Source organism: Pseudomonas sp. AM8 (genome assembly GCF_036346475.1).
In the GTDB taxonomy this organism is placed as follows: domain Bacteria; phylum Pseudomonadota; class Gammaproteobacteria; order Pseudomonadales; family Pseudomonadaceae; genus Aquipseudomonas; species Aquipseudomonas marginalis.
Genome location: NZ_JAOTNX010000009.1, coordinates 115268 through 135828, shown reverse-complemented (window position 1 = coordinate 135828; position 20561 = coordinate 115268). Strand labels below are relative to the sequence as shown.

Below are 20561 nucleotides of genomic sequence, written 5' to 3'. Positions count from 1 at the left end.
CAAGCTGTCACGCGGCAAAAGACCACACAGGCCAGCCGTGAAAATGGGACTACTCTTTTCACTGTGATTGACCCAGATCAAAGTCATTTCAGAATTTGTTCTGGTGGCCGCAAGGCCCGATTCCCTACGTGGCTGGTTAAAAAAAGAAACGAATTGAAATTCGCCAGACTCCATATCCGTGGGGGCAGTGGGTGCAGGCTCCCGCCAGCAGCCGGTATTACCTGACAGAGGAAGACTTATGTTCGGTTTGGAGGCGCTAGATCTCGCCCGAATTCAGTTCGCGTTCACCATCTCATTCCACATCCTGTTCCCGGCGATCACCATCGGCCTGGCCAGTTACCTCGCGGTGCTGGAAGGCTTGTGGCTCAAGACCCACAACGATACTTACCGTGACCTCTACCATTTCTGGTCGAAGATCTTTGCCGTCAACTTCGGCATGGGCGTGGTCTCCGGTTTGGTCATGGCCTACCAGTTCGGCACCAACTGGAGCCGCTTCTCGGACTTCGCCGGCGCCGTGACCGGGCCGCTCCTGACGTACGAAGTGCTTACGGCCTTCTTCCTGGAAGCCGGTTTCCTCGGCGTGATGCTGTTCGGCTGGAACAAGGTGGGGCGCAAGCTGCACTTCTTCTCCACCGTGATGGTGGCCGTCGGTACGTTGATCTCGACCTTCTGGATCCTGGCGTCTAACAGCTGGATGCAGACGCCGCAAGGCTTTGAAATCATCGACGGCCGCGTGATTCCTACCGATTGGCTGGCGGTGATCTTCAACCCGTCGTTCCCTTACCGCCTGATGCACATGGCGACGGCGGCGTTCGTGGCCACCGCGTTCTTCGTCGGCTCCTCGGCGGCCTGGCACTTGCTGCGCGGCAAGGACAACCCGGCGATCCGCAAAATGTTGTCGATGGCGATGTGGATGGCCCTGATCGTGGCGCCTATCCAGGCGGTGATCGGCGACTTCCATGGCCTCAACACCCTCGAGCACCAGCCGGCGAAAATTGCCGCGATTGAAGGCCACTGGGAAAACAAAGGCAATGAGCCAACGCCGCTGATCCTGTTTGGCTGGCCGGACATGAAGGCCGAAAAAACCAAGTATGCGGTGGAGATTCCGTACCTGGGCAGCCTGATCCTGACCCACTCCCTGGACAAACAGGTGCCAGCGCTCAAGGAATTCCCGCCGGAAGACCGGCCGAATTCGACCATCGTATTCTGGTCGTTCCGGGTCATGGTCGGCCTGGGGTTCCTGATGATCTTCACCGGCCTGTTCAGCCTCTGGCTGCGCCGGGGCGACAAGATGTACACGTCCAGGCCGTTCCTGTACCTGGCGCTGTGGATGGGGCCGTCTGGCCTGATCGCGATTCTCGCCGGTTGGTTCACCACTGAAATCGGCCGCCAGCCGTGGGTGGTCTACGGGTTGATGCGCACGGCGGATGCTTCTTCCGGGCATAGCCTGGCGCAGATGACGATCACCCTGGTGTTGTTCGTGGTGGTGTACTTCGCGCTGTTCGGCGCCGGCCTGGGCTACATGATGCGCCTGGTGCGCAAAGGCCCGGTGACCCACGAAGGCACGGAACCGACCCACGGTGGCCCTGGCCAGAAACGCACACCGGCCCGTCCGTTGTCCGCCGCCGATGATGGCAGCGATGACGACCACGCCCACATCCAGCACAAGGGGAATTGAGATGGGTATTGATCTTCCGCTGATCTGGGCCGTGATCATCATCTTCGGCATCATGATGTACGTGGTCATGGACGGCTTCGACCTGGGCATCGGCATCCTCTTCCCGTTTATCCCGGGCAAGACCGACCGTGACGTGATGATGAACACCGTGGCCCCGGTCTGGGACGGTAACGAAACCTGGCTGGTGCTGGGCGGCGCGGCGTTGTTCGGCGCGTTCCCGCTGGCCTATTCGGTGGTGTTGTCGGCCCTGTACCTGCCGCTGATCCTGATGCTGGTGGGGCTGATCTTTCGTGGCGTGGCCTTCGAGTTCCGCTTCAAGGCCAAGGACCACAAGCGTCACCTGTGGGACAAGGCGTTTATCGGTGGTTCGCTGGCGGCCACGTTCTTTCAGGGCGTGGCGCTGGGGGCGTTTATCGACGGGATCCCGGTGGTCAATCGCCAGTTTGCCGGCGGCTCGCTGGACTGGCTCACGCCGTTCACGATGTTCTGCGGCGTGGCGCTGATCGTGGCCTATGCCTTGCTGGGTTGCACCTGGCTGATCATGAAAACCGAAGGCCCGTTGCAGGAGAAGATGCACAACCTGGCGCGGCCATTGGCCTTCGTGGTGTTGGCCGTGATCGGCATCGTGAGTCTCTGGACGCCACTGTCGCACCCGGAAATCGCCTCGCGCTGGTTCACCCTGCCGAACCTGTTCTGGTTCCTGCCGGTACCGATCCTGGTGCTGGTGACCATGTACGGGTTGATCCGCGCCGTGGCGCGGAATGCCCACTACACGCCGTTCCTGCTGACGCTGGTGCTGATCTTCCTCGGCTACAGCGGCCTGGGGATCAGCCTGTGGCCGAACATCATCCCGCCATCCGTGTCGATCTGGGATGCCGCTGCGCCGCCGCAGAGCCAAGGCTTCATGCTGGTGGGCACCTTGTTCATCATTCCGTTCATCCTGGGCTACACCTTCTGGAGCTACTACGTGTTCCGCGGCAAGGTCACCCACGAAGACGGCTATCACTAGGAGGGTCGTTGCATGTCCGGCAAACCTACGTTGCACGAGATTGAACAGGCCGAGAAACAGCCGCTGTGGCGGCGCCTTGGCTGGCTGGCGATGATCTGGACCGGCAGTGTGCTGGCCCTGTTCGTGGTGGCCAGCCTGATGCGCATGTTCATGAATGCGGCCGGCCTGACCACCCACTGACATCCCGATCCGGGCTTCGCGGCCCGCTGCCTGTTAACTTGAGGGCAAGCCCTGCTCTTCTTTTGGAAGGGCAGGGCTTTTTTTATTTGCGCGCTTTGAGAATCACGAACTTGGGCGTGGCAGCGACCTGCTCTACGCCACGGAACAAGCGCGCCAACTTGCTGTGATAACCCAGGTGACGGTTGCCGACGATATACAGGGCGCCGCCGACCACCAACGCCTCCCGCGCCTGCTGGAACATACGCCAGGCGAGGAAGTCGCCGACCACCTGCTGCTGGTGGAACGGCGGATTGCACAGCACCACGTCGAGGGAATCCGGCTCCTGGCCGGCCAGGCCGTCGCCGGCGCGTACTGTCACCTCCCGATCGCCGAGGGCGGCGTGCCAGTTCTCAAGGGCCGATTGCACGGCCATATAGGACTCGTCCACCAAGGTGTACTGGGCGTCGGGGTTTTGCAGGGCGCTGGCAATCGCCAATACCCCGTTGCCGCAACCCAGGTCCGCCACGCGGGCACTGCCCAGGTTGTCGGGCAGGTGCGGCAGGAAGGCGCGGGTGCCGATGTCCAGGCCTTCACGGCAGAACACGTTGGCATGGTTGAGCAGTTCGATAGCCGGCGCGTCCAGGGTGTAGCGCGTCGGGTAGGGCGAGACCGCCGTGGGGCGGTCGGCCAGTGTCGCGATCAGCAACCGCGCCTTCTTCACCGCCAGGGAGGCGTGCATCGGCCCGATATAGCGCTCCAGCAACTCACCGGCCGCCCGGGGCAGGTGCTTGACCATCGCTGCGGCGATCACTTCGGCACCCGGCGCCAGTTGGCCTTGCAGGCGGATCAGTTGTTCTTCCAGCAATGCCAGGGTCTTGGGGACGCGGATCAGCACCCGGTCGAACGGCCCGCTGGGCACCTCGCTGGCGGGGATGAACGGCACGGCGTCAAAGGCCTTGCCATTGCGCACCAGGTTTTTATCCAGGCCCAGGGCGGCCAGGAACGAGTCGCCGCTGGAGGTCACCTGCACCCGGCCTTCCAGGCTCGCAGCCAGGGCGCCGAAGCTGTCATTGAGCACCAGCACGCGGGTCGCAGCGCTCGGTTGCTGTTCAGCCAGGTAGCTGAGCAGGTACTCGTCGGCGGCGTCGAAGGCTTGCAGCGGATCGTTATGTTGCTCTGGCTGGCGGATCAGATCGAGCTGGGCGAAGGGGCTGTCGAGCAGGGGCATGGCGAGGGAGGCTCTGGGTCATCGATGGGTGTTCGGCAGTCGGCTGCGGAACCGTCTGAGTGAACAGCGGGCGGCACCCCGTGGGGACAGCCCAGCACTCAGAATGGGTCGTAAATGTTACTTTTTTTCCTGAGGGATTACATGCGGTGTTTCAACGCTGATTAAAACAACCCCGCTTTCGAAGCGCAGAGCACGGCGGCGATCTTGTTGTTGACTCCCAGCTTTTTGAAGCAACTGCAGATATGAAAGCCCACCGTACGTTCGGACAGGCACAGGATGGCGGCAATGTCCGCGGCGGTCTTGCCCATGGCTGACCACTTGAGGATTTCGGTTTCGCGCGGGGTTAATTTGCTTGCAGGGTTAATGCTGGGCTTGTGTGCATAAGTCTTCGCGACGACCGCATGCATCGCATGGCACAGCCACAGCACCTGGCCGGCTTTTTCATAAAGCTCCTGCGGGGTCACTTCACCTGCACTGCGACCAAGGGTCAGCATGCTGAACACACCCTGGAAATCATGCACGGCTTGGGTCCATCCCAAATGCACACCAAAGGATTGGGCTAAAGACCACAGGTTGGGTGAGTCTTTAAAGGTTTTTTCCTCCCAGACAAGGGGCAGCACACAACGTTTGCAATGTTCCACCACGGGATCAGCGTCAAAGAAGTGGGCCTGGTTATACAGTTTGTTCCACTCATCGGGATAGTTGTTGAGGCGAATAGGCTTCGTTTGGTTGTTAGGTAGTTGAGAACTCATCGTAAAAGAACAGTATTGGAAGCCAAGTGCGTAGGTGTGGTTGACAGCCATCTCGAAAAGAGTCGTAACCTCGCTCTCGCCTTCCAGTTTGGGAAGTCGGGTATTGCGCCAGTTGACCATTGGTAACTCTCCATGGGTTTCCGCATGACATGGGATACGTCCTGAACTCCCACTGCACGGAAATTAGTGTAGGACATGAGCTACATCGCGAGATGAAATTTTCGCTCTTGCAGGGCAGCGTTTAAGAAATTTTCTCTAAGGTTGCGGCGGGCTTAGCTAGGGGCTTAGTTGTTTTTTTCGATTTTTTAGTCAGTTGAAGCACCTGTAGCAGCTCAACTTAGAGCGCGCTTGTAGCGCTGATAAAGGGGCTAATAGCAAATTGATCAGAGTTGATATTAGGTTGCCATTATTTTGTGCCTATATAATGCCACTACCAACCAGAGGTGTTTCCGGGCTCGAGTTTGAGGGACACTAGGGCACCTGTAGAACGGAGTCCCCCATGACGGCCAGTGCTGAGAAATTTACCCGCCAGACCTTGCTCGATGTGCAATCCCTGACCCCCAGCCTGTTTACCCTGCGAACCACCCGTGACCCAGGGTTCCGGTTTACCGCCGGCCAGTTCGTGCGCCTGGGGGTCAGCAAGGCGGATGGCAGCACGGTGTGGCGCGCGTATTCCGTGGTGTCCTCGCCGTTTGATGAATACTTGGACTTCTTCTCGATTGTTGTCCCAGGCGGCGAATTCACCAGTGAGCTCAGCCGATTGCGGGTGGGCGATACCTTGATGGTGGAGCGCCAGGCTACCGGGTTCCTGACCCTGAACCGTTTCGTCGATGGCCGTGACTTGTGGATGTTAGGCACCGGCACCGGGGTGGCACCGTTTTTGTCGATCCTGCAGGACTTCGAAGTCTGGGAGAAATTCGAGCGCATCCTCCTGGTATACAGCGCGCGGGAAGCCCGGGAGCTGGCGTACCAGTCGCTGATCAAGGGGTTGGGCGAGCGGGAGTACCTGGCAGAATATGCGCACAAACTGACCTACATCCCCATCGTGACCCGAGAGGATTATCCGGGCGCGTTGAGTGGGCGTATTACCACCTCGATCGAAAACGGAGAATTGGAGCGTGCTGCCGGCGTCGAGCTGACCCCGGAACATTCCCGCGTGCTGATTTGCGGCAACCCGCAGATGGTGGATGACACTCGCCAGTTGCTCAAGCAGCGCGACATGCAACTGAGCCTTAGCCGCCGGCCAGGGCAGGTGGCAGTGGAAAACTACTGGTAATGAAAAGGCGCCTCAAGGAGGCGCCTTTTTTCCAAGCCGGTCCGGGTTAAAGCGGCTTGTCGTTCTGCGCCTTGAGCAGGTCGCGAATCTCGCCCAGCAGCACTTCTTCCTTGCTCGGTGTCGGTGGCAGGCTAGGCGCCACGGCTTCTTCACGCTTGAGGCGGTTGATGGCCTTGACGCCCATGAAGATCGCGAACGCGACGATCACAAAGTCGATCACGCTCTGGATGAACTTGCCGTACGCCAGCACCACGGCAGGCACATCGCCCTGTGCCGCCTTGAGCGTAATCGCCAGGTCACCAAAGTCCACGCCACCGATCAACAGACCAATGGGCGGCATCACCACATCGCCTACAAACGAGGAAACAATTTTGCCGAAGGCGGCGCCGATGATGATACCGACGGCCATGTCGACCACATTACCTTTGACCGCGAAGGCCTTGAACTCACTGATCACGCCCATAGGTTATTCCTTGTTACAGATGAGAAGGGTGCCGCTCAGTGTAAGTCAGTCGTAACCGGCTTGCCTGATACAGCTGCTAACACTGTCAGTTTTTATCGACACATTAAATCGCAAATAGTTTGCAAAGTGCCACCAATCGCGCGCGAAATACCCGCTATTTCAGCGGCTTACCACATTATTTTCTCAATCGACCTGGTGGTGTTTTTCTATTTATCTTCTGACTCGCGGGTCACTAGCCTCTGGCAAGCACAACTGAATGTGCATTAAAAAAACCAGAGGAAACCTTGATGAAGAATCCAATCAATCGCGGCCCGGTATTGGCGCGTCATGTGCTGGTACTGGCGACCGCCAGCCTGCTTTCCCTCTCCGTACAAGCCGCCAACCTGACCCGCGATAACGGTGCTGCCGTCGGCGACAACCAGAACTCGCAAACCGCGGGTGCCAATGGTCCGGTGCTGTTGCAGGACGTGCAACTGATCCAGAAGCTGCAGCGCTTCGACCGTGAACGCATCCCTGAGCGCGTGGTGCATGCCCGTGGCACCGGCGCCCACGGCACGTTTACGGTTACCGACAACCTCAGCGACCTGACCAAGGCCAAGGTCTTTGCGGCAGGCGAAGCCACCCCGGTCTTCGTGCGCTTCTCGGCCGTGGTGCACGGCAACCACTCCCCGGAAACGTTGCGTGACCCGCGCGGTTTCGCCACCAAGTTCTACACCGCTGACGGTAACTGGGACCTGGTGGGGAATAACTTCCCGACGTTCTTTATCCGCGATGCCATCAAGTTCCCCGACATGGTCCACGCCTTCAAGCCGGACCCGCGCACTAACCTGGACGATGACTCCCGTCGCTTCGACTTCTTCTCCCATGTTCCCGAGGCCACTCGCACACTTACCGAGTTGTATTCCGACTCCGGTACTCCGGCCAGTTATCGGGAAATGGACGGCAATGGCGTACATGCCTACAAGTTGATCAACGCCAAGGGTGAAGTGCACTACGTCAAGTTCCACTGGAAGAGCCTGCAAGGCATCAAGAACCTCGATCCCAAGCAAGTTAGCGAAGTGCAGGGGCGTGACTACAGCCATATGACCAACGACTTGGTCACCCATATCAACAAGGGCGACTTCCCCAAGTGGGACTTGTATGTGCAGGTACTCAAGCCGGAAGACTTGGCCAAGTTTGATTTCGACCCGCTGGACGCCACCAAGATCTGGCCGAATGTGCCCGAGCGCAAAGTCGGGCAGATGGTGCTGAACCGCAACCCGGCGAATGTCTTCCAGGAAACCGAGCAAGTGGCCATGGCCCCGGCCAACCTGGTACCGGGCATCGAGCCGTCGGAAGACCGCCTGCTGCAAGGCCGGGTGTTCTCGTATGCCGACACGCAGATGTATCGCCTGGGCGCCAATGCCCTGCAACTGCCGATCAACGCCCCTCGGGTCACCGTCAACAACGGTAACCAGGACGGCGCGCTGAACTTCGGCAAGACCACCAGCGGCGTGAACTACCAGCCAAGCCGCCTGGAAAACCGTGAAGAGCCGCAAACCGCGCGCTACAGCCAGACGGCACTGTCGGGCAGCACCCAGCAGGCGAAGATCCAGCGTGAGCAGAACTTCAAGCAGGCCGGCGATCTGTATCGCTCCTACAACAAGAAAGAGCGTCAGGACTTGATCGACAACTTCGGCGGCTCCCTGGCCACGACCGATGACGAGAGCAAGCACATCATCCTGTCGTTCCTCTACAAGGCTGATCCGGAGTACGGCACCGGCGTGGCCAAGGTCGCCAAGGGTGATCTGGCGCGCGTGAAGGCGCTGGCCGAAAAACTCACTGACTGACGTTGGTTTCGGTCGACGCCCCTCCCGGGCGTCGACCTCTGGCAGGAGAGCACCCATGCGTATTTCTATCGGTTTACTGATGACCATGCTGGCCTTTGTCGCCCATGCCGAGTCGCCCGACCCGGTCGCGCTCAAGGCGCAGCTCCAGGACTATTACTTCGACGCCGCCCGCCGTGGCGACCTCGACATGCTCAACACCTTTATCGACGCCGGCTTCCCCCTCAACACCCAGGACGACAAGGGCTACACCGCGCTGATCCTCGCCGCCTACCACGGCGAAAGCGCTTATGTGGAGCGTTTGCTCGCCGCCGGTGCCGACGCCTGTGTGCAGGACAAACGCGGCAACACCGCGTTGATGGGCGCGATCTTCAAGGGCGAATTGAAAATCGCCCAGCGCCTGCTGGCCACCGACTGCAACCCCGACCAGCGTAACGGTGCCGGTCAGACGGCGGCCATGTATGCCGGGCTGTTCAAGCGCATCGAGTTGCTCGACGAACTCAAGGCCAAGGGCGCCGATCTCAACGCCGAAGACCCGGTCGGCAATAGTGCTTCACGATTGGCCAGCGGTGAAATCCGGACCCCGGCGTCGCGCTGAGCTATCATCGCGGTTTTTCGGTTGGAGGTTCTCAAATGGCAAAGGCCAAGCGCATGTACGGCTGCACGGAGTGCGGCGCGACCTTTCCCAAGTGGGCCGGCCAATGCACCGAGTGTGGTGCGTGGAATACCCTGACTGAAACCATGATCGAAAGCGGCGGCGCCGCTGCCCCTACCGGGCGTGCCGGTTGGACCGGGCAGCAGGCGCAGATCAAGACCCTGGCCGAAGTCAGCGTCGAAGAGATCCCGCGTTTCTCGACGGCTTCCGGCGAGCTGGATCGGGTTCTGGGTGGCGGCCTGGTGGACGGCTCGGTGGTGTTGATTGGCGGCGACCCCGGCATCGGCAAATCGACGATTCTGCTGCAAACCCTGTGCAGCATCGCCAGCCGCATGCCGGCGCTGTACGTCACCGGCGAAGAATCCCAGCAACAGGTGGCCATGCGCGCGCGCCGCCTCGGCTTGCCCCAGGACCAACTGCGGGTCATGACCGAAACCTGCATCGAAAGCATCATCGCCACAGCCCGGATCGAAAAACCCAAGGTCATGGTGATCGACTCGATCCAGACGATTTTCACCGAGCAATTGCAGTCGGCGCCGGGCGGCGTGTCCCAGGTGCGCGAAAGTGCGGCGTTGCTGGTGCGCTACGCCAAGCAGAGCGGCACGGCGATCTTCCTGGTCGGCCACGTCACCAAAGAGGGCGCGCTGGCTGGGCCACGGGTGCTGGAGCATATGGTCGATACCGTGCTGTATTTCGAAGGCGAGTCCGATGGCCGCTTGCGCTTGCTGCGGGCGGTGAAGAACCGCTTCGGCGCGGTGAACGAACTGGGTGTGTTCGCCATGACTGACCGGGGGCTGAAGGAAGTCTCCAACCCCTCGGCGATTTTCCTGACCCGCGCCCAGGAAGAAGTCCCAGGCAGCGTGGTCATGGCGACGTGGGAAGGTACCCGGCCGATGCTGGTGGAAGTCCAGGCGCTGGTGGATGACAGCCATCTGGCCAACCCACGCCGCGTCACGCTGGGCCTGGATCAAAACCGCCTGGCGATGCTGTTGGCGGTGCTGCACCGCCATGGGGGGATCCCGACCCATGACCAGGACGTGTTCCTCAACGTGGTCGGCGGGGTCAAGGTGCTGGAAACCGCGTCCGACCTGGCGTTGATGGCGGCAGTGATGTCCAGCCTGCGCAACCGGCCATTGCCCCACGACCTGCTGGTGTTCGGTGAGGTGGGCCTGTCGGGCGAAGTGCGCCCGGTGCCCAGCGGCCAGGAACGCTTGAAGGAAGCGGCCAAGCATGGCTTCAAACGCGCGATCGTGCCCAAGGGCAATGCGCCGAAGGAAATGCCGCCAGGATTGCAGGTGATTGGGGTGACGCGCCTGGAGCAGGCGTTGGATGCACTTTTCGAATAACTCAGGGATGGACGCCATGCAACGATCGAATCGCTGGGGTGTAGTCGCCCTGTTTGTCGCCTTGGCCGGCTTGCCCGCCATGGTCTGGGCTGAGCTGCCAACGGGCTATCGCCTGGCGCAAACGCTGGTGACGCCAGATGGCAGTGTGCTGCAGGTGCTCGAAGACCAGCGCATCAGCCCCCAACTGCACAAGGACAGTTGGGGCAGCGGGCTGGATGAAGACTCGTTCGACGAGCCCGGCGACTTGGTCGACAACCCACTGCTCGAAGCCCAGGTGCGCTGGGTGTCGGCCTCTGGCGAGGTGATAGCCCACGAAGACCTCGGCTACCCGTTGGCCGAGGTCGAGAAAGCCCCGATCAAAGGGCTGCCCGAACCTGTGTATTTTTTGACCATCGACCAGACCGCCCCCATGGGCAGCTACAGCGGGCCTGCCACGCAGCTGTTGCTGCCTGGCAAGCAGCAACTCAACCCGCTGGGTTACCAGGGCGCCGACGGCAAAGTCCAGGCGCTGACCCTGGCGCATACGGGCAAGGCGGCGTGGACGATCGCGACGCCAACCAGTGGCGGCGCGGATGAACTGCTGCAGGTGTCGTCATTTATGGACAGCGACGGTGAGGATGACTTTGCCACCCGTTATCAGACTTATCGGTTTGTCGACGGGCAGTGGCACGGCGCCTCAAGTCAGAAGAAGGGCTACTGGGACATGGAAAGCGAGTTTCCCGCACGTACGGCGTTTCCCTGAGCCGTTACACCTCCAGCAACGCGCCCAACTCCCGCTCCAGCTCTTCCTGGTCGCCCAAGTTCAACTCGATCAGCCGCCGAAAGTGGCTGATCGAGTCCAGGTCGATGTCTGTGCACACAAATCCCAGTTGGCCATCAGCTTCGTGGGTCAGCCGTACTTGCATCTTTATATGCGCCTTGGGATCCAGGCGTATGTCGACCGCAAACGGCAGCGCCTTATTTCCCTTCCACCCTTCAGGCCGTTGCGCCAACAGGCCCTTGAGCGACAAATCCACCAATTGCACCGGCCATTCGTTGCCGTTTTGCCGAAGTTCGGTCTTGGCATCAAAGGCGATCCGGCGAAAACGACGGCGATCAGACGCTTGCTCGGTCATGGTGAAACCCTCTGTGGATAAAAGGATTGTAGCCCTGCGCCATCATCGGGTGGTTTTTTCTGCTTTTTTTGCCTCTGCAAGGCTCTAGACCAACGTAGGGGGGTGGCCTTTAAGGCCAGTAGCGCTAAACTCCGGATGGCTGTCCTTTCTGTCCACCCTGGCTGGAATATAAAAATGAAAAATAATAATAGCCTGCTACGCCACCTACCCTGGCTGGTGCTGGCAATCGTAGGAGCGTGCGCCCTGGGCGTAGTGGCCTTGCGCCGAGGCGAGGCGATCAACGCCTTGTGGATCGTGGTCGCTGCCGTGGCCATCTATCTGGTCGCTTATCGTTACTACAGCTTGTTCATCGCTAATAATGTGATGCAACTCGATCCACGGCGGGCCACCCCCGCAGTGGTCAACAATGACGGTCTGGACTATGTGCCGACCAACAAACACATCCTTTTCGGTCACCACTTTGCGGCGATTGCCGGTGCAGGCCCCCTGGTCGGCCCGGTACTGGCGGCGCAAATGGGCTACCTGCCCGGCACGCTCTGGCTGATTGCCGGCGTGGTGCTGGCCGGTGCGGTGCAGGACTTCATGGTCCTGTTCCTGTCCACCCGTCGTAATGGCCGTTCCCTGGGCGACATGGTGCGCGAAGAGATGGGGCGTATCCCGGGGACCATCGCGCTGTTCGGCTGCTTCCTGATCATGATCATCATCCTCGCGGTGCTGGCGCTGATCGTGGTCAAGGCCCTGGCCGAGAGCCCATGGGGCATCTTCACGGTGATGGCGACCATCCCGATTGCGATGTTCATGGGCATCTACATGCGCTACATCCGCCCGGGCCGCATTGGTGAAATCTCCATCATCGGCGTGCTGTTGCTGCTCGGTTCGATCTGGCTGGGCGGGCAGATCGCCGCTGATCCGGTCTGGGCCAAGGCCTTCACCTTCACCGGGATCCAGATCACCTGGATGCTGATCGGCTACGGTTTCGTAGCGGCGGTACTGCCGGTGTGGCTGATCCTCGCGCCACGTGACTACCTTTCTACCTTCTTGAAAATCGGCACCATCATCGCCCTGGCGATCGGCATCCTGGTGACCATGCCCGACCTGAAAATGCCGGCGCTGACCCAGTTCATCGACGGTACCGGCCCGGTATGGAAGGGCGGCCTGTTCCCGTTCCTGTTCATCACCATTGCCTGTGGCGCGGTCTCGGGCTTCCACGCGCTGATTTCCTCGGGCACCACGCCCAAGCTGCTGGCCAGTGAAAGCCACGCCCGTTACATCGGTTACGGCGGCATGCTGATGGAGTCCTTCGTGGCGATCATGGCGATGGTTGCCGCTTCGGTGATTGAGCCAGGCGTGTACTTCGCCATGAACAGCCCGGCGGCAATCGTCGGCACTGACGTGGTGACCGTGGCACAAACCGTCAGCAGCTGGGGTTTTGCAATTACCCCCGAGGCGCTGTCGGCCGTGGCCCATGACATCGGTGAAACCACCATCCTCGCGCGTGCCGGTGGTGCGCCGACGTTGGCGGTGGGTATCGCGCAGATTCTGCACAGTGTGCTGCCGGGTGAAAACACCATGGCGTTCTGGTACCACTTTGCGATCCTGTTCGAAGCGCTGTTTATCCTGACTGCCGTCGACGCGGGCACCCGTGCCGGTCGCTTCATGCTTCAGGACTTGCTCGGCTCCTTCGTACCGGCGCTCAAGCGCACCGAGTCCTGGACCGCCAACCTGATCGCGACCGCCGGTTGCGTGGCCATGTGGGGTTACCTGCTGTACCAGGGCGTGATCGACCCGCTGGGCGGCATCAATACCTTGTGGCCGCTGTTCGGTATCTCCAACCAGATGCTCGCCGGTATCGCGCTGATGCTCGCTACGGTTGTGCTGATCAAAATGAAGCGCCAGCGCTACATCTGGGTGACCATGCTGCCGGCGGTCTGGCTGCTGATCTGCACCACCACCGCAGGCTTCATCAAGCTGTTCGACGCCAACCCGGCGATCGGCTTCCTGTCCCTGGCGAAGAAGTACAGCGATGCCCTGGCGAACGGCCAGATCCTGGCCCCGGCCAAGAGCGTGGACCAGATGCAACATGTGATCTGGAACGCCTACACCAACGCAACGTTGACGGTGCTGTTCCTGTTCGTGGTGTTCAGCATCCTGTTCTATGCGCTCAAGGTCGGCGTCGCCGCCTGGGGCAACAAAGAGCGTACGGATAAAGAAGCCCCGTTCCAGGCCGTACCTGACGCATAACCGAGGATTGCAAACATGTTCAATGACATCAGTCGCCTCGGTAAATACCTCGGTCAGGCCGCGCGCCTGATGGTCGGCATGCCCGACTACGACACGTACGTCGAGCATATGCAAACCAAGCACCCGGACAAGCCGATGATGGACTACAAGGCGTTCTTCCGGGAACGCCAGGAGGCCCGTTACGGCGGCAAGGGTGGGCCCAAGTGCTGTTGATTTAACGCAACTCCCTGTGGGAGGGGGCTTGCCCCCGATAGCGGTGTGTCAGTGACAGATCAGTGCCTGACACACTGCTATCGGGGGCAAGCCCCCTCCCACATTTGTTTCTGTGTTCCTTTAAGGAGAATTTCTTTTGTCCTCTCCCATTCCAGTCACCGTTCTCAGCGGCTTCCTCGGCGCGGGCAAGACCACCTTGCTGCGCCATCTGCTCAAGGCCGAGCACGGGCTGAAAATTGCCGTGATCGAAAACGAATTCAGCGACGCCGGTATCGACACCCAATTGCTGGGCGAAGAACCGGTGCAAGTCATGACCCTGTCCAACGGCTGCGTGTGCTGCACCATCCACACCGACCTGACCAAGGCCCTGTATCTGCTGCTCGAGCGCCTGGACAGCGGTGAGATCGCCTTTGACCGCCTGGTGATCGAGTGCACCGGCCTGGCCGACCCGGCGCCGGTGGCCCAGACCTTTTTCATCGATGAGGAGCTGCGCGAACGCTACATCCTCGACGGCATCATCACCCTGGTGGACGCCGCCCACGCCGAGCATCACCTGACCCAGACCATCGCCCAGGCGCAGATCGGTTTTGCCGACCGGCTGCTGGTGAGCAAGCGAGACCTGGTGGATGACGCTACCTTCGAAGCACTCAGTGAACGCCTCACACGCATCAACCGCCGCGCGCCGATTCGCGTGGTCGAGCACGGCAAGATTGATCTGGCCGAACTGCTCGATGTGCGCGGCTTCAATCTCAACGCCGGCATGAGCCTGCGCCCGGTGAGCAAGGCGCCGTCCATCGACCGTATATCCAGCCTGGTGCTGCGCACCGACCAGCCACTGGATATCGACCGGCTCAGTGAGTTCATGAACGAACTGCTGGAAGACCATGGCAAGCAGCTGCTGCGCTACAAGGGCGTGCTCAATATTGCCGGCGAAGACCGCCGCATGGTGTTCCAGGGCGTGCTCAAGCTCTATGGTTTCGACTGGGATACCGAGTGGGCCGAGGGTGAGGCGCGGGAGAGTGTGATCGTGTTTATTGCCGATGAGTTGCCGGAGGACAAGATCCGAGAAGGCTTTGAGCGGGTCTATCAGGCATAAAAAAGCCCACCTGTAGGAGCGAGCTTGCTCGCGAAGAACTCACAGGCAACGCGTGCACCCAAGATGCACGCGTTATCGTTGACGTTTTTCGCGAGCAAGCTCGCTCCTACAGTGGGCTTCTTTGTATTACGCGCCGTATACCGGCAGTTTTTTGCAGATGGCCTTGACCTTCTCACGCACCGCGTCGATCACGGCTTCGTTGTTCAGGTCCGCCAGGATGTCGCAGATCCAGCCGGCCAGTTCCTTGCACTCTGCTTCCTTGAAGCCACGAGTGGTCACAGCCGGGGTGCCGAAGCGCAGGCCGGAAGTCACGAACGGCGAACGTGGGTCGTTCGGCACGGAGTTTTTGTTCACGGTGATGAAGGCTTTGCCCAGGGCAGCGTCAGCATCTTTACCGGAAATGTCCTGCTTGATCAGGGACAGCAGGAACAGGTGGTTTTCAGTACCGCCGGACACTACGTCAAAACCGCGCTCGATGAACACGCCGGCCATGGCCTTGGCGTTTTTCACCACTTGTTGCTGGTAGGTCTTGAACTCAGGCTGCAGGGCTTCCTTGAAGCAGATCGCCTTGGCAGCGATCACGTGCTCCAGTGGGCCGCCCTGGGCGCCCGGGAATACGGCGGAGTTCAGCTTTTTCTCGATCTCGGCGTTGGCGCGCGCCAGGATCAGGCCGCCACGTGGACCGCGCAGGGTCTTGTGGGTGGTGGTGGTCACCACGTCAGCGAAAGGCACAGGGTTCGGGTAGACGCCAGCGGCGACCAGACCGGCTACGTGAGCCATGTCGACGAACAGGTAGGCGCCCACCTTGTCGGCGATGGCGCGGAAGCGTGGGAAGTCGAGGATCTGCGAGTAGGCAGAGAACCCGGCCACGATCATTTTTGGCTTGTGCTCGACCGCCAGGCGCTCGACTTCGTCGTAGTCGATCAGGCCGTTGGCATCGATACCGTACTGAACGGCGTTGTACAGCTTGCCGGAGGAGGAAACGCTGGCGCCGTGGGTCAGGTGACCACCGTGGGCCAGGCTCATGCCCAGGATGGTGTCGCCGCCTTGCAGCAGGGCCAGGTACACGGCGCTGTTGGCTTGGGAGCCGGCGTGTGGCTGGACGTTTGCGTAATCGGCGCCGAACAGTTCTTTTGCACGGTCGATGGCCAGTTGCTCAACCACGTCGACGTACTCGCAGCCACCGTAGTAGCGCTTGCCTGGGTAGCCTTCGGCGTACTTGTTGGTCAGAACCGAACCTTGAGCCTCCATCACCGCAGGGCTGGTGTAGTTTTCCGAAGCGATCAGCTCAATGTGCTCTTCCTGGCGCACGGCTTCTTGCTCCATGGCGGCGAAGAGATCGGCGTCGTACTTGGCAATAGTCAAATCACGGCTGAACATGGCGGTCCTCAAGGATCGGGGGCAGAAAAGGAGGGCATTCTAACCCAATGGGTTTTAGATGGCATATGAAAGGACATCATGTCGCGGACAAGCGGGGCTCATCTCGGGATGGGTGGTGACTGTGCCGGCCTCATCACACTGCTCAATCGAACATGAACAGCGCATCATTGCTGAACTGCGCCTCGAACCGATGTGCCGGCATCGGCCGCCCGAACAGATACCCCTGCACCTCGTCGCAACCATGCTCGCGCAGGAAGTCCAGCTGCTCATGGGTTTCCACACCTTCGGCAATCACCGCCAGGTTGAGGCTGTGGGCCATGGCGATAATGGCGCGGGCGATTTGTGCATCCTGCTCGCCGGAGGGCAGGCCATCGACGAAGGTGCGGTCGATTTTCAGCACGTCGATGGGGAATTGCTTGAGGTAGTTGAGGGACGAATAACCGGTGCCGAAGTCGTCCACCGCGATGCTCAGGCCCAGGTTTTTCAGGCTGTCGAGGATGTGCATGGCTTCGTTGACTTCGCGCATCAGGATACTTTCGGTCAGCTCCAGCTCCAGGCACGCCGGCGGCAGGCCGGTGTCCTTGAGGATGGTGGCGATGCGCGTACCCAGTTGGCCGTCGGAGAACTGCCGCGCGGAGATGTTCACCGAGACTTTCGGCACCCGCACCTTGTTCTGGTGCCAGGTCTTGAGCTGGCGACAGGCTTCGCTGATCACCCAGTCGCCCACGTCCACCACCAGGCCCAACTCTTCAAGCACCGGAATGAAGTCCCCCGGCGGCACCAGGCCACGGCGTGGGTGGCGCCAGCGCAGCAACGCCTCGGCGCCGGTCAGGCGTTTGCCGTCGCCGCTGAACTGCGGCTGGTAATAGAGCACGAATTCGTCCTGCTCCAGGGCGTGGCGCAGGTCGCTCTCCAGTTCCAGGCGTTCCAGGGCGCTGGCGTTCATATCGGCCTGGTAGAATTGGAAGTTGTTCTTGCCGCGTTCCTTGGCGTGATACATCGCGGTGTCGGCGTTTTTCATCAACTGGCTCAGCTCGTTGCCGTCCTGGGGGCTGAGTGCGATGCCGATACTGGCGGTTACAAAGAACTCGCGACCCTCCAGCACGAAGGGCTTCACCAGGCTGGCGAGGATCTGCTCGGCCACATGGATCGCGCGGTTCAGCGCCATTTCGCGGTTGACCCGCGGTTGCAGCAGCAACGTGAACTCGTCGCCGCCCATGCGTGCCACGGTGTCGTCTTCGGCCACGCAGCCGAGCAGGCGGGTCGCCATTTCCTTGAGCATGCGGTCGCCGGCCGCGTGGCCCAGGGAGTCGTTGATCGGCTTGAAACGGTCAAGGTCAAGGAACATCAGCACCACCCACGACTTCTGCCGTTCGGCTGATTGCAGCGCGGTGTGCAGGCGGTCCTGGAACAGCGTGCGGTTGGGCAGGTGGGTCAGGGCGTCGTAATAGGCCAGGCGGTGGATGCGCTGTTCGCTGGCCTTGCGTTCGCTGATATCACTGAAGAAACACACATAACTGGCCAGGTCGCCTTCGTCGTCGAACACCGCCGTAATGCCGACCCAGGCCGGGTAGTGCTCGCCGTTACGGCGCTTGAGCCACACTTCGCCTTCCCAGGTGCTGTGCTGGTGCAATTGCTTGAGCACATAGCGCAGGTGGGCTTCCTGTTGTTCGTCGACGGTGAGCATGTTCGGCAACTGGTCGAGTACATCGCTTACCGCATAACCGCTGACCCGGCTGAACGCCTCGTTGGCCTGCACGATATAACCGGCCGGGTCGGTGATCAGGATCGCCGACGTGGAGTGTTCGAATACGGTGGCGGCCATGCGCAGGTCTTTTTCCGCGCGGCGTTGCTGGCTGATATCGCGGCCCACGCCGAGGACACCTTCGAAGGCGCCGTGCTCATCCCATACCAGCACCAGGCGCAGCTCGATCGGCACCTTGCGGCCGTCGGCGCGCAGGCAGTCGAACAGGAACAACTGGGTCTGCACTTGATCGCGGAGTCTGTTCAGCGCGTCGGGATCGCCCAGCGCCCGGCTGACCTGTTCCAGCAAGCTATAGATGCCGGTCAGTTGCTGGGGGTTGGCGATGATCGACTGCCAGCCGTTCTTGAATACCCAGTCCACGTCGTAACCCAGCACGGCGTTGACCGACGGGCTGATGTAGTTGAGGGCCAGTTGGCTGTCGGTGGAGCAGATCACGTCGCTGATGCTTTCGGCCAGCATGCGGTAGCGCTTTTCGCTGTCGCGCAGGGACTCGCTGGCTTCGATCTGGTCGGTGATGTCCTTGGCCACACCGATGATGCGCGTGACTTGCGCCGACTTGTCCCGCGCCAGGGCCTGCTCGCGGATATCAAAGCGCCGCCATTGGTTGTTGCGATGGCGAAAGCGCAACTGGCAGTGCAACTGCGTCGCGTAGCCGGCCTGGCGTTGCTGCTGGCGCAAATCGTGGTAATGCTCGGCGTCTTCGGGGTGCAGCAGGATTTCCCAGAAATACTCGCCCATTTGCTGCAGTTCGGCCTTGGTATAGCCGAGGGTGTGCCCCAGATGGTGGTTGCTGAAGATCATGCGCTGGCTGATCACGTCCTGCACATACAAGTGGTCGGGCACGGTACGCACCACATCCGACCAGAAGCTTTCACGTTCCACCAACGACAGTTCGATCAGCTTGCGGCTGGTGATGTCGCTGATGCTGAGGATCACCGCCTTGAAGTCGTCCTGCTGTTCCGGCAGGCGCATCACCATCCAAAGGTATTGTTCGTTGCCGGCTACATCCTTGAGCTGGATTTCCAACTCAAGCTGATTCTGTTGGGTCAGGACCGCTTCGAGTATCTGATGCCCGATGGACGTGGTGTTGCGCGGGCAATCATCGATCAGCCGCTCCCACGCTTCCTCGCAGGAGCCCACTCTGAGCAGGCTCACCGCCACCTGGTTGATCTCGGTGATGCGCAGTTCGGTGAGCAACTGCCGGCATTCCTCGGGGGAGCTTTGCAGCCAGGCGTGCAGTTGCTCGCGGGTCTGCAAGTTCACCTTGCCAAAGAATGCATTCAGGCCCGACAGGTCAAGTACGCACAGGGCGACGCCGGTGCCTTCGAAAATATCCTGATACCGACGCCGGCCTTCATGCACCTGGCGCTGGCGGCGACGCATATTCAGCAACACGATCACGGGGATCAGCGAGAAGGCCAGGCCCAGCAGGCATTTACCGATAAACGCCGGCAGCAGTTGTTCCAGCACGGCTGCGCGGTCGAACATCCCGCGCAACTGCCAGTCGCTTTTGCTCAGGGGCGTGACCAGCACGCTTTTATTCAGGTCATCCGGGGTCAGGGCGTCGCCCCATTGCGCCGGCATGCCGCTGTCACGGCTGACCACACGGTGGTTCAGGCGGTTCTCGATGGCCCACATCGGCCGTTGGCCCTGGCTGTCCTGGCGGGTCAGGTTGACCAGGTACTCGGGTGCCAGGCGCAGCGCCCAGTACATCCTTGAGCCGCCGCTGGGCTGGTGCAGCAGCAGATAGATGAGGGTGCCGTCGTTGTTATTGCTCAGGTAGTAGGGTTGGCCGTGGCTGCGCTGCACCAGCTCTTCCAGCCAGGCGCTGTCCTGGCTGTCATTGGCGCTGTCGCTGATCATCGCGCCGCTGGGCGCGAGCAGGGCGATACTGCGCAGTTCCGGCAGCGAGCGCTGCAACGTGCGCGTCAAGGCCTGTTGCTGTTCGATGTCGCGCGGCGGCTCGACCATCGGTAGCAGGTTCAGGGCAATTTTTGCGCTCAGGGCCATGTTCAGGCTGATTTGTTCAGCCAGGTCGGCACTGTAGTCGATGGTGTATTGCTGTTGGTTTTTCTGGTTTTGCTGCAACTGGTCCAGCAGTTGCCAGAACAATAATGCGAGCAGCAGGAGGACGAGCGTCGCCAATGCGCCTTTGAGGGTGCCGTGCAGGGGCGTTCCCGGCGCTACATGAGCGGCGCGCAAGGGCGTTGGCGGCGTGACTTTGGACAAGCTGTGATCCTGCGGTTTGGCTGGACTGGCGCGCGACGTGCACTATAAGCCGGACGCCCGAAGGGCGGCTAGCATGCCTTGACTTGTGGCAAAGTGCCAGCCCCGCTTGGCTGGACTGACCAAGCGCATT

At 60.7% G+C, this 20561-nt stretch carries 17 protein-coding genes; 11 read left to right on the top strand and 6 right to left on the bottom strand.

The genetic code is table 11. The annotated features are described in order from the left end of the window. The first annotated feature begins 238 nt into the window (after positions 1-238). From V3W40_RS21335 to V3W40_RS21325, 3 genes are read left to right on the top strand one after another with little or no spacing between them, the layout of a single operon-like run. Complete coding sequence (locus V3W40_RS21335) at positions 239-1678, top strand: cytochrome ubiquinol oxidase subunit I (protein ID WP_027605306.1); 1440 nt, start codon at positions 239-241, stop codon at positions 1676-1678. 1 nt (position 1679) lies between these two features. Beyond that, a complete protein-coding gene (gene cydB / locus V3W40_RS21330; RefSeq protein WP_027605307.1) occupies positions 1680-2687 on the top strand; it encodes a cytochrome d ubiquinol oxidase subunit II in 1008 nt (335 codons plus the stop codon). Between the two features lie 12 nt (positions 2688-2699). Next, positions 2700-2867: a DUF2474 domain-containing protein gene (locus tag V3W40_RS21325; RefSeq protein ID WP_010562540.1), complete on the top strand. Its 168-nt coding sequence runs from the start codon at positions 2700-2702 to the stop codon at positions 2865-2867. 82 nt (positions 2868-2949) lie between these two features. Here the strand turns inward: V3W40_RS21325 and V3W40_RS21320 are convergent, their stop codons facing one another. Together V3W40_RS21320 and V3W40_RS21315 are read right to left on the bottom strand one after the other, a co-directional pair. Beyond that, on the bottom strand, positions 2950-4074 hold the full coding sequence (locus V3W40_RS21320) for a methyltransferase (RefSeq protein ID WP_065924169.1): 1125 nt from the start codon (positions 4072-4074) through the stop codon (positions 2950-2952). A gap of 161 nt (positions 4075-4235) precedes the next feature. Continuing rightward, the gene (locus V3W40_RS21315) at positions 4236-4946 is read right to left on the bottom strand and encodes a helix-turn-helix transcriptional regulator (protein ID WP_330215612.1); all 711 of its coding nucleotides are present in this window, start codon (positions 4944-4946) and stop codon (positions 4236-4238) included. 379 nt (positions 4947-5325) lie between these two features. Between V3W40_RS21315 and V3W40_RS21310 the strand changes: the two genes are divergently transcribed. Further along, positions 5326-6102: a ferredoxin--NADP reductase gene (locus V3W40_RS21310; protein ID WP_065924171.1), complete on the top strand. Its 777-nt coding sequence runs from the start codon at positions 5326-5328 to the stop codon at positions 6100-6102. Positions 6103-6148: 46 nt separating this feature from the next. Here the strand turns inward: V3W40_RS21310 and mscL are convergent, their stop codons facing one another. Beyond that, positions 6149-6565, bottom strand: a complete 417-nt coding sequence (mscL, locus tag V3W40_RS21305) for a large-conductance mechanosensitive channel protein MscL (protein ID WP_053137928.1) — start codon at positions 6563-6565, stop codon at positions 6149-6151. A 287-nt stretch (positions 6566-6852) separates the two neighbouring features. On the opposite strand from mscL, the gene katB reads away from it, so the two are divergent. From katB to V3W40_RS21285, 4 genes are read left to right on the top strand one after another with little or no spacing between them, the layout of a single operon-like run. Further along, on the top strand, positions 6853-8394 hold the full coding sequence (gene katB, locus V3W40_RS21300; protein ID WP_330215611.1) for a catalase KatB: 1542 nt from the start codon (positions 6853-6855) through the stop codon (positions 8392-8394). Positions 8395-8449: 55 nt separating this feature from the next. Next, positions 8450-8989: an ankyrin repeat domain-containing protein gene (locus tag V3W40_RS21295; RefSeq protein ID WP_330215610.1), complete on the top strand. Its 540-nt coding sequence runs from the start codon at positions 8450-8452 to the stop codon at positions 8987-8989. Positions 8990-9024: 35 nt separating this feature from the next. After that, a complete protein-coding gene (radA, locus tag V3W40_RS21290) occupies positions 9025-10392 on the top strand; it encodes a DNA repair protein RadA (protein ID WP_053137919.1) in 1368 nt (455 codons plus the stop codon). Positions 10393-10408: 16 nt separating this feature from the next. Beyond that, entirely contained in the window at positions 10409-11134 is a 726-nt protein-coding gene (locus V3W40_RS21285; protein ID WP_330215609.1) for a hypothetical protein, read from the top strand. Positions 11135-11138: 4 nt separating this feature from the next. Here the strand turns inward: V3W40_RS21285 and V3W40_RS21280 are convergent, their stop codons facing one another. Beyond that, entirely contained in the window at positions 11139-11507 is a 369-nt protein-coding gene (locus V3W40_RS21280) for a PilZ domain-containing protein (RefSeq protein WP_330215608.1), read from the bottom strand. A gap of 174 nt (positions 11508-11681) precedes the next feature. On the opposite strand from V3W40_RS21280, the gene V3W40_RS21275 reads away from it, so the two are divergent. From V3W40_RS21275 to yjiA, 3 genes are all read left to right on the top strand, one after another. Further along, positions 11682-13748, top strand: a complete 2067-nt coding sequence (locus tag V3W40_RS21275; RefSeq protein WP_053137912.1) for a carbon starvation CstA family protein — start codon at positions 11682-11684, stop codon at positions 13746-13748. A gap of 15 nt (positions 13749-13763) precedes the next feature. Beyond that, complete coding sequence (locus tag V3W40_RS21270) at positions 13764-13961, top strand: YbdD/YjiX family protein (RefSeq protein WP_003176208.1); 198 nt, start codon at positions 13764-13766, stop codon at positions 13959-13961. Between the two features lie 136 nt (positions 13962-14097). Further along, on the top strand, positions 14098-15057 hold the full coding sequence (yjiA, locus tag V3W40_RS21265) for a GTPase (protein ID WP_065924175.1): 960 nt from the start codon (positions 14098-14100) through the stop codon (positions 15055-15057). A 126-nt stretch (positions 15058-15183) separates the two neighbouring features. On the opposite strand, the gene glyA is transcribed toward yjiA, so the two are convergent. Next, the gene (gene glyA / locus V3W40_RS21260) at positions 15184-16437 is read right to left on the bottom strand and encodes a serine hydroxymethyltransferase (RefSeq protein WP_017528864.1); all 1254 of its coding nucleotides are present in this window, start codon (positions 16435-16437) and stop codon (positions 15184-15186) included. Positions 16438-16579: 142 nt separating this feature from the next. Next, positions 16580-20431, bottom strand: a complete 3852-nt coding sequence (locus V3W40_RS21255; RefSeq protein ID WP_330215607.1) for a bifunctional diguanylate cyclase/phosphodiesterase — start codon at positions 20429-20431, stop codon at positions 16580-16582. Positions 20432-20561 lie beyond the last annotated feature (130 nt).

Excerpts from the sequence above, each read along its gene's own strand:
- mscL (WP_053137928.1), bottom strand. The coding sequence starts at position 6,565 with ATGGGCGTGATCAGTGAGTTCAAGGCCTTCGCGGTCAAAGGTAATGTG.
- V3W40_RS21270 (WP_003176208.1), top strand. The coding sequence starts at position 13,764 with ATGTTCAATGACATCAGTCGCCTCGGTAAATACCTCGGTCAGGCCGCG.
- V3W40_RS21285 (WP_330215609.1), top strand. The coding sequence starts at position 10,409 with ATGCAACGATCGAATCGCTGGGGTGTAGTCGCCCTGTTTGTCGCCTTG.
- V3W40_RS21315 (WP_330215612.1), bottom strand. The coding sequence starts at position 4,946 with ATGGTCAACTGGCGCAATACCCGACTTCCCAAACTGGAAGGCGAGAGC.
- V3W40_RS21320 (WP_065924169.1), bottom strand. The coding sequence starts at position 4,074 with ATGCCCCTGCTCGACAGCCCCTTCGCCCAGCTCGATCTGATCCGCCAG.
- V3W40_RS21280 (WP_330215608.1), bottom strand. The coding sequence starts at position 11,507 with ATGACCGAGCAAGCGTCTGATCGCCGTCGTTTTCGCCGGATCGCCTTT.
- V3W40_RS21295 (WP_330215610.1), top strand. The coding sequence starts at position 8,450 with ATGCGTATTTCTATCGGTTTACTGATGACCATGCTGGCCTTTGTCGCC.
- V3W40_RS21325 (WP_010562540.1), top strand. The coding sequence starts at position 2,700 with ATGTCCGGCAAACCTACGTTGCACGAGATTGAACAGGCCGAGAAACAG.
- V3W40_RS21310 (WP_065924171.1), top strand. The coding sequence starts at position 5,326 with ATGACGGCCAGTGCTGAGAAATTTACCCGCCAGACCTTGCTCGATGTG.
- radA (WP_053137919.1), top strand. The coding sequence starts at position 9,025 with ATGGCAAAGGCCAAGCGCATGTACGGCTGCACGGAGTGCGGCGCGACC.
- katB (WP_330215611.1), top strand. The coding sequence starts at position 6,853 with ATGAAGAATCCAATCAATCGCGGCCCGGTATTGGCGCGTCATGTGCTG.
- glyA (WP_017528864.1), bottom strand. The coding sequence starts at position 16,437 with ATGTTCAGCCGTGATTTGACTATTGCCAAGTACGACGCCGATCTCTTC.
- cydB (WP_027605307.1), top strand. The coding sequence starts at position 1,680 with ATGGGTATTGATCTTCCGCTGATCTGGGCCGTGATCATCATCTTCGGC.
- V3W40_RS21335 (WP_027605306.1), top strand. The coding sequence starts at position 239 with ATGTTCGGTTTGGAGGCGCTAGATCTCGCCCGAATTCAGTTCGCGTTC.
- V3W40_RS21275 (WP_053137912.1), top strand. The coding sequence starts at position 11,682 with ATGAAAAATAATAATAGCCTGCTACGCCACCTACCCTGGCTGGTGCTG.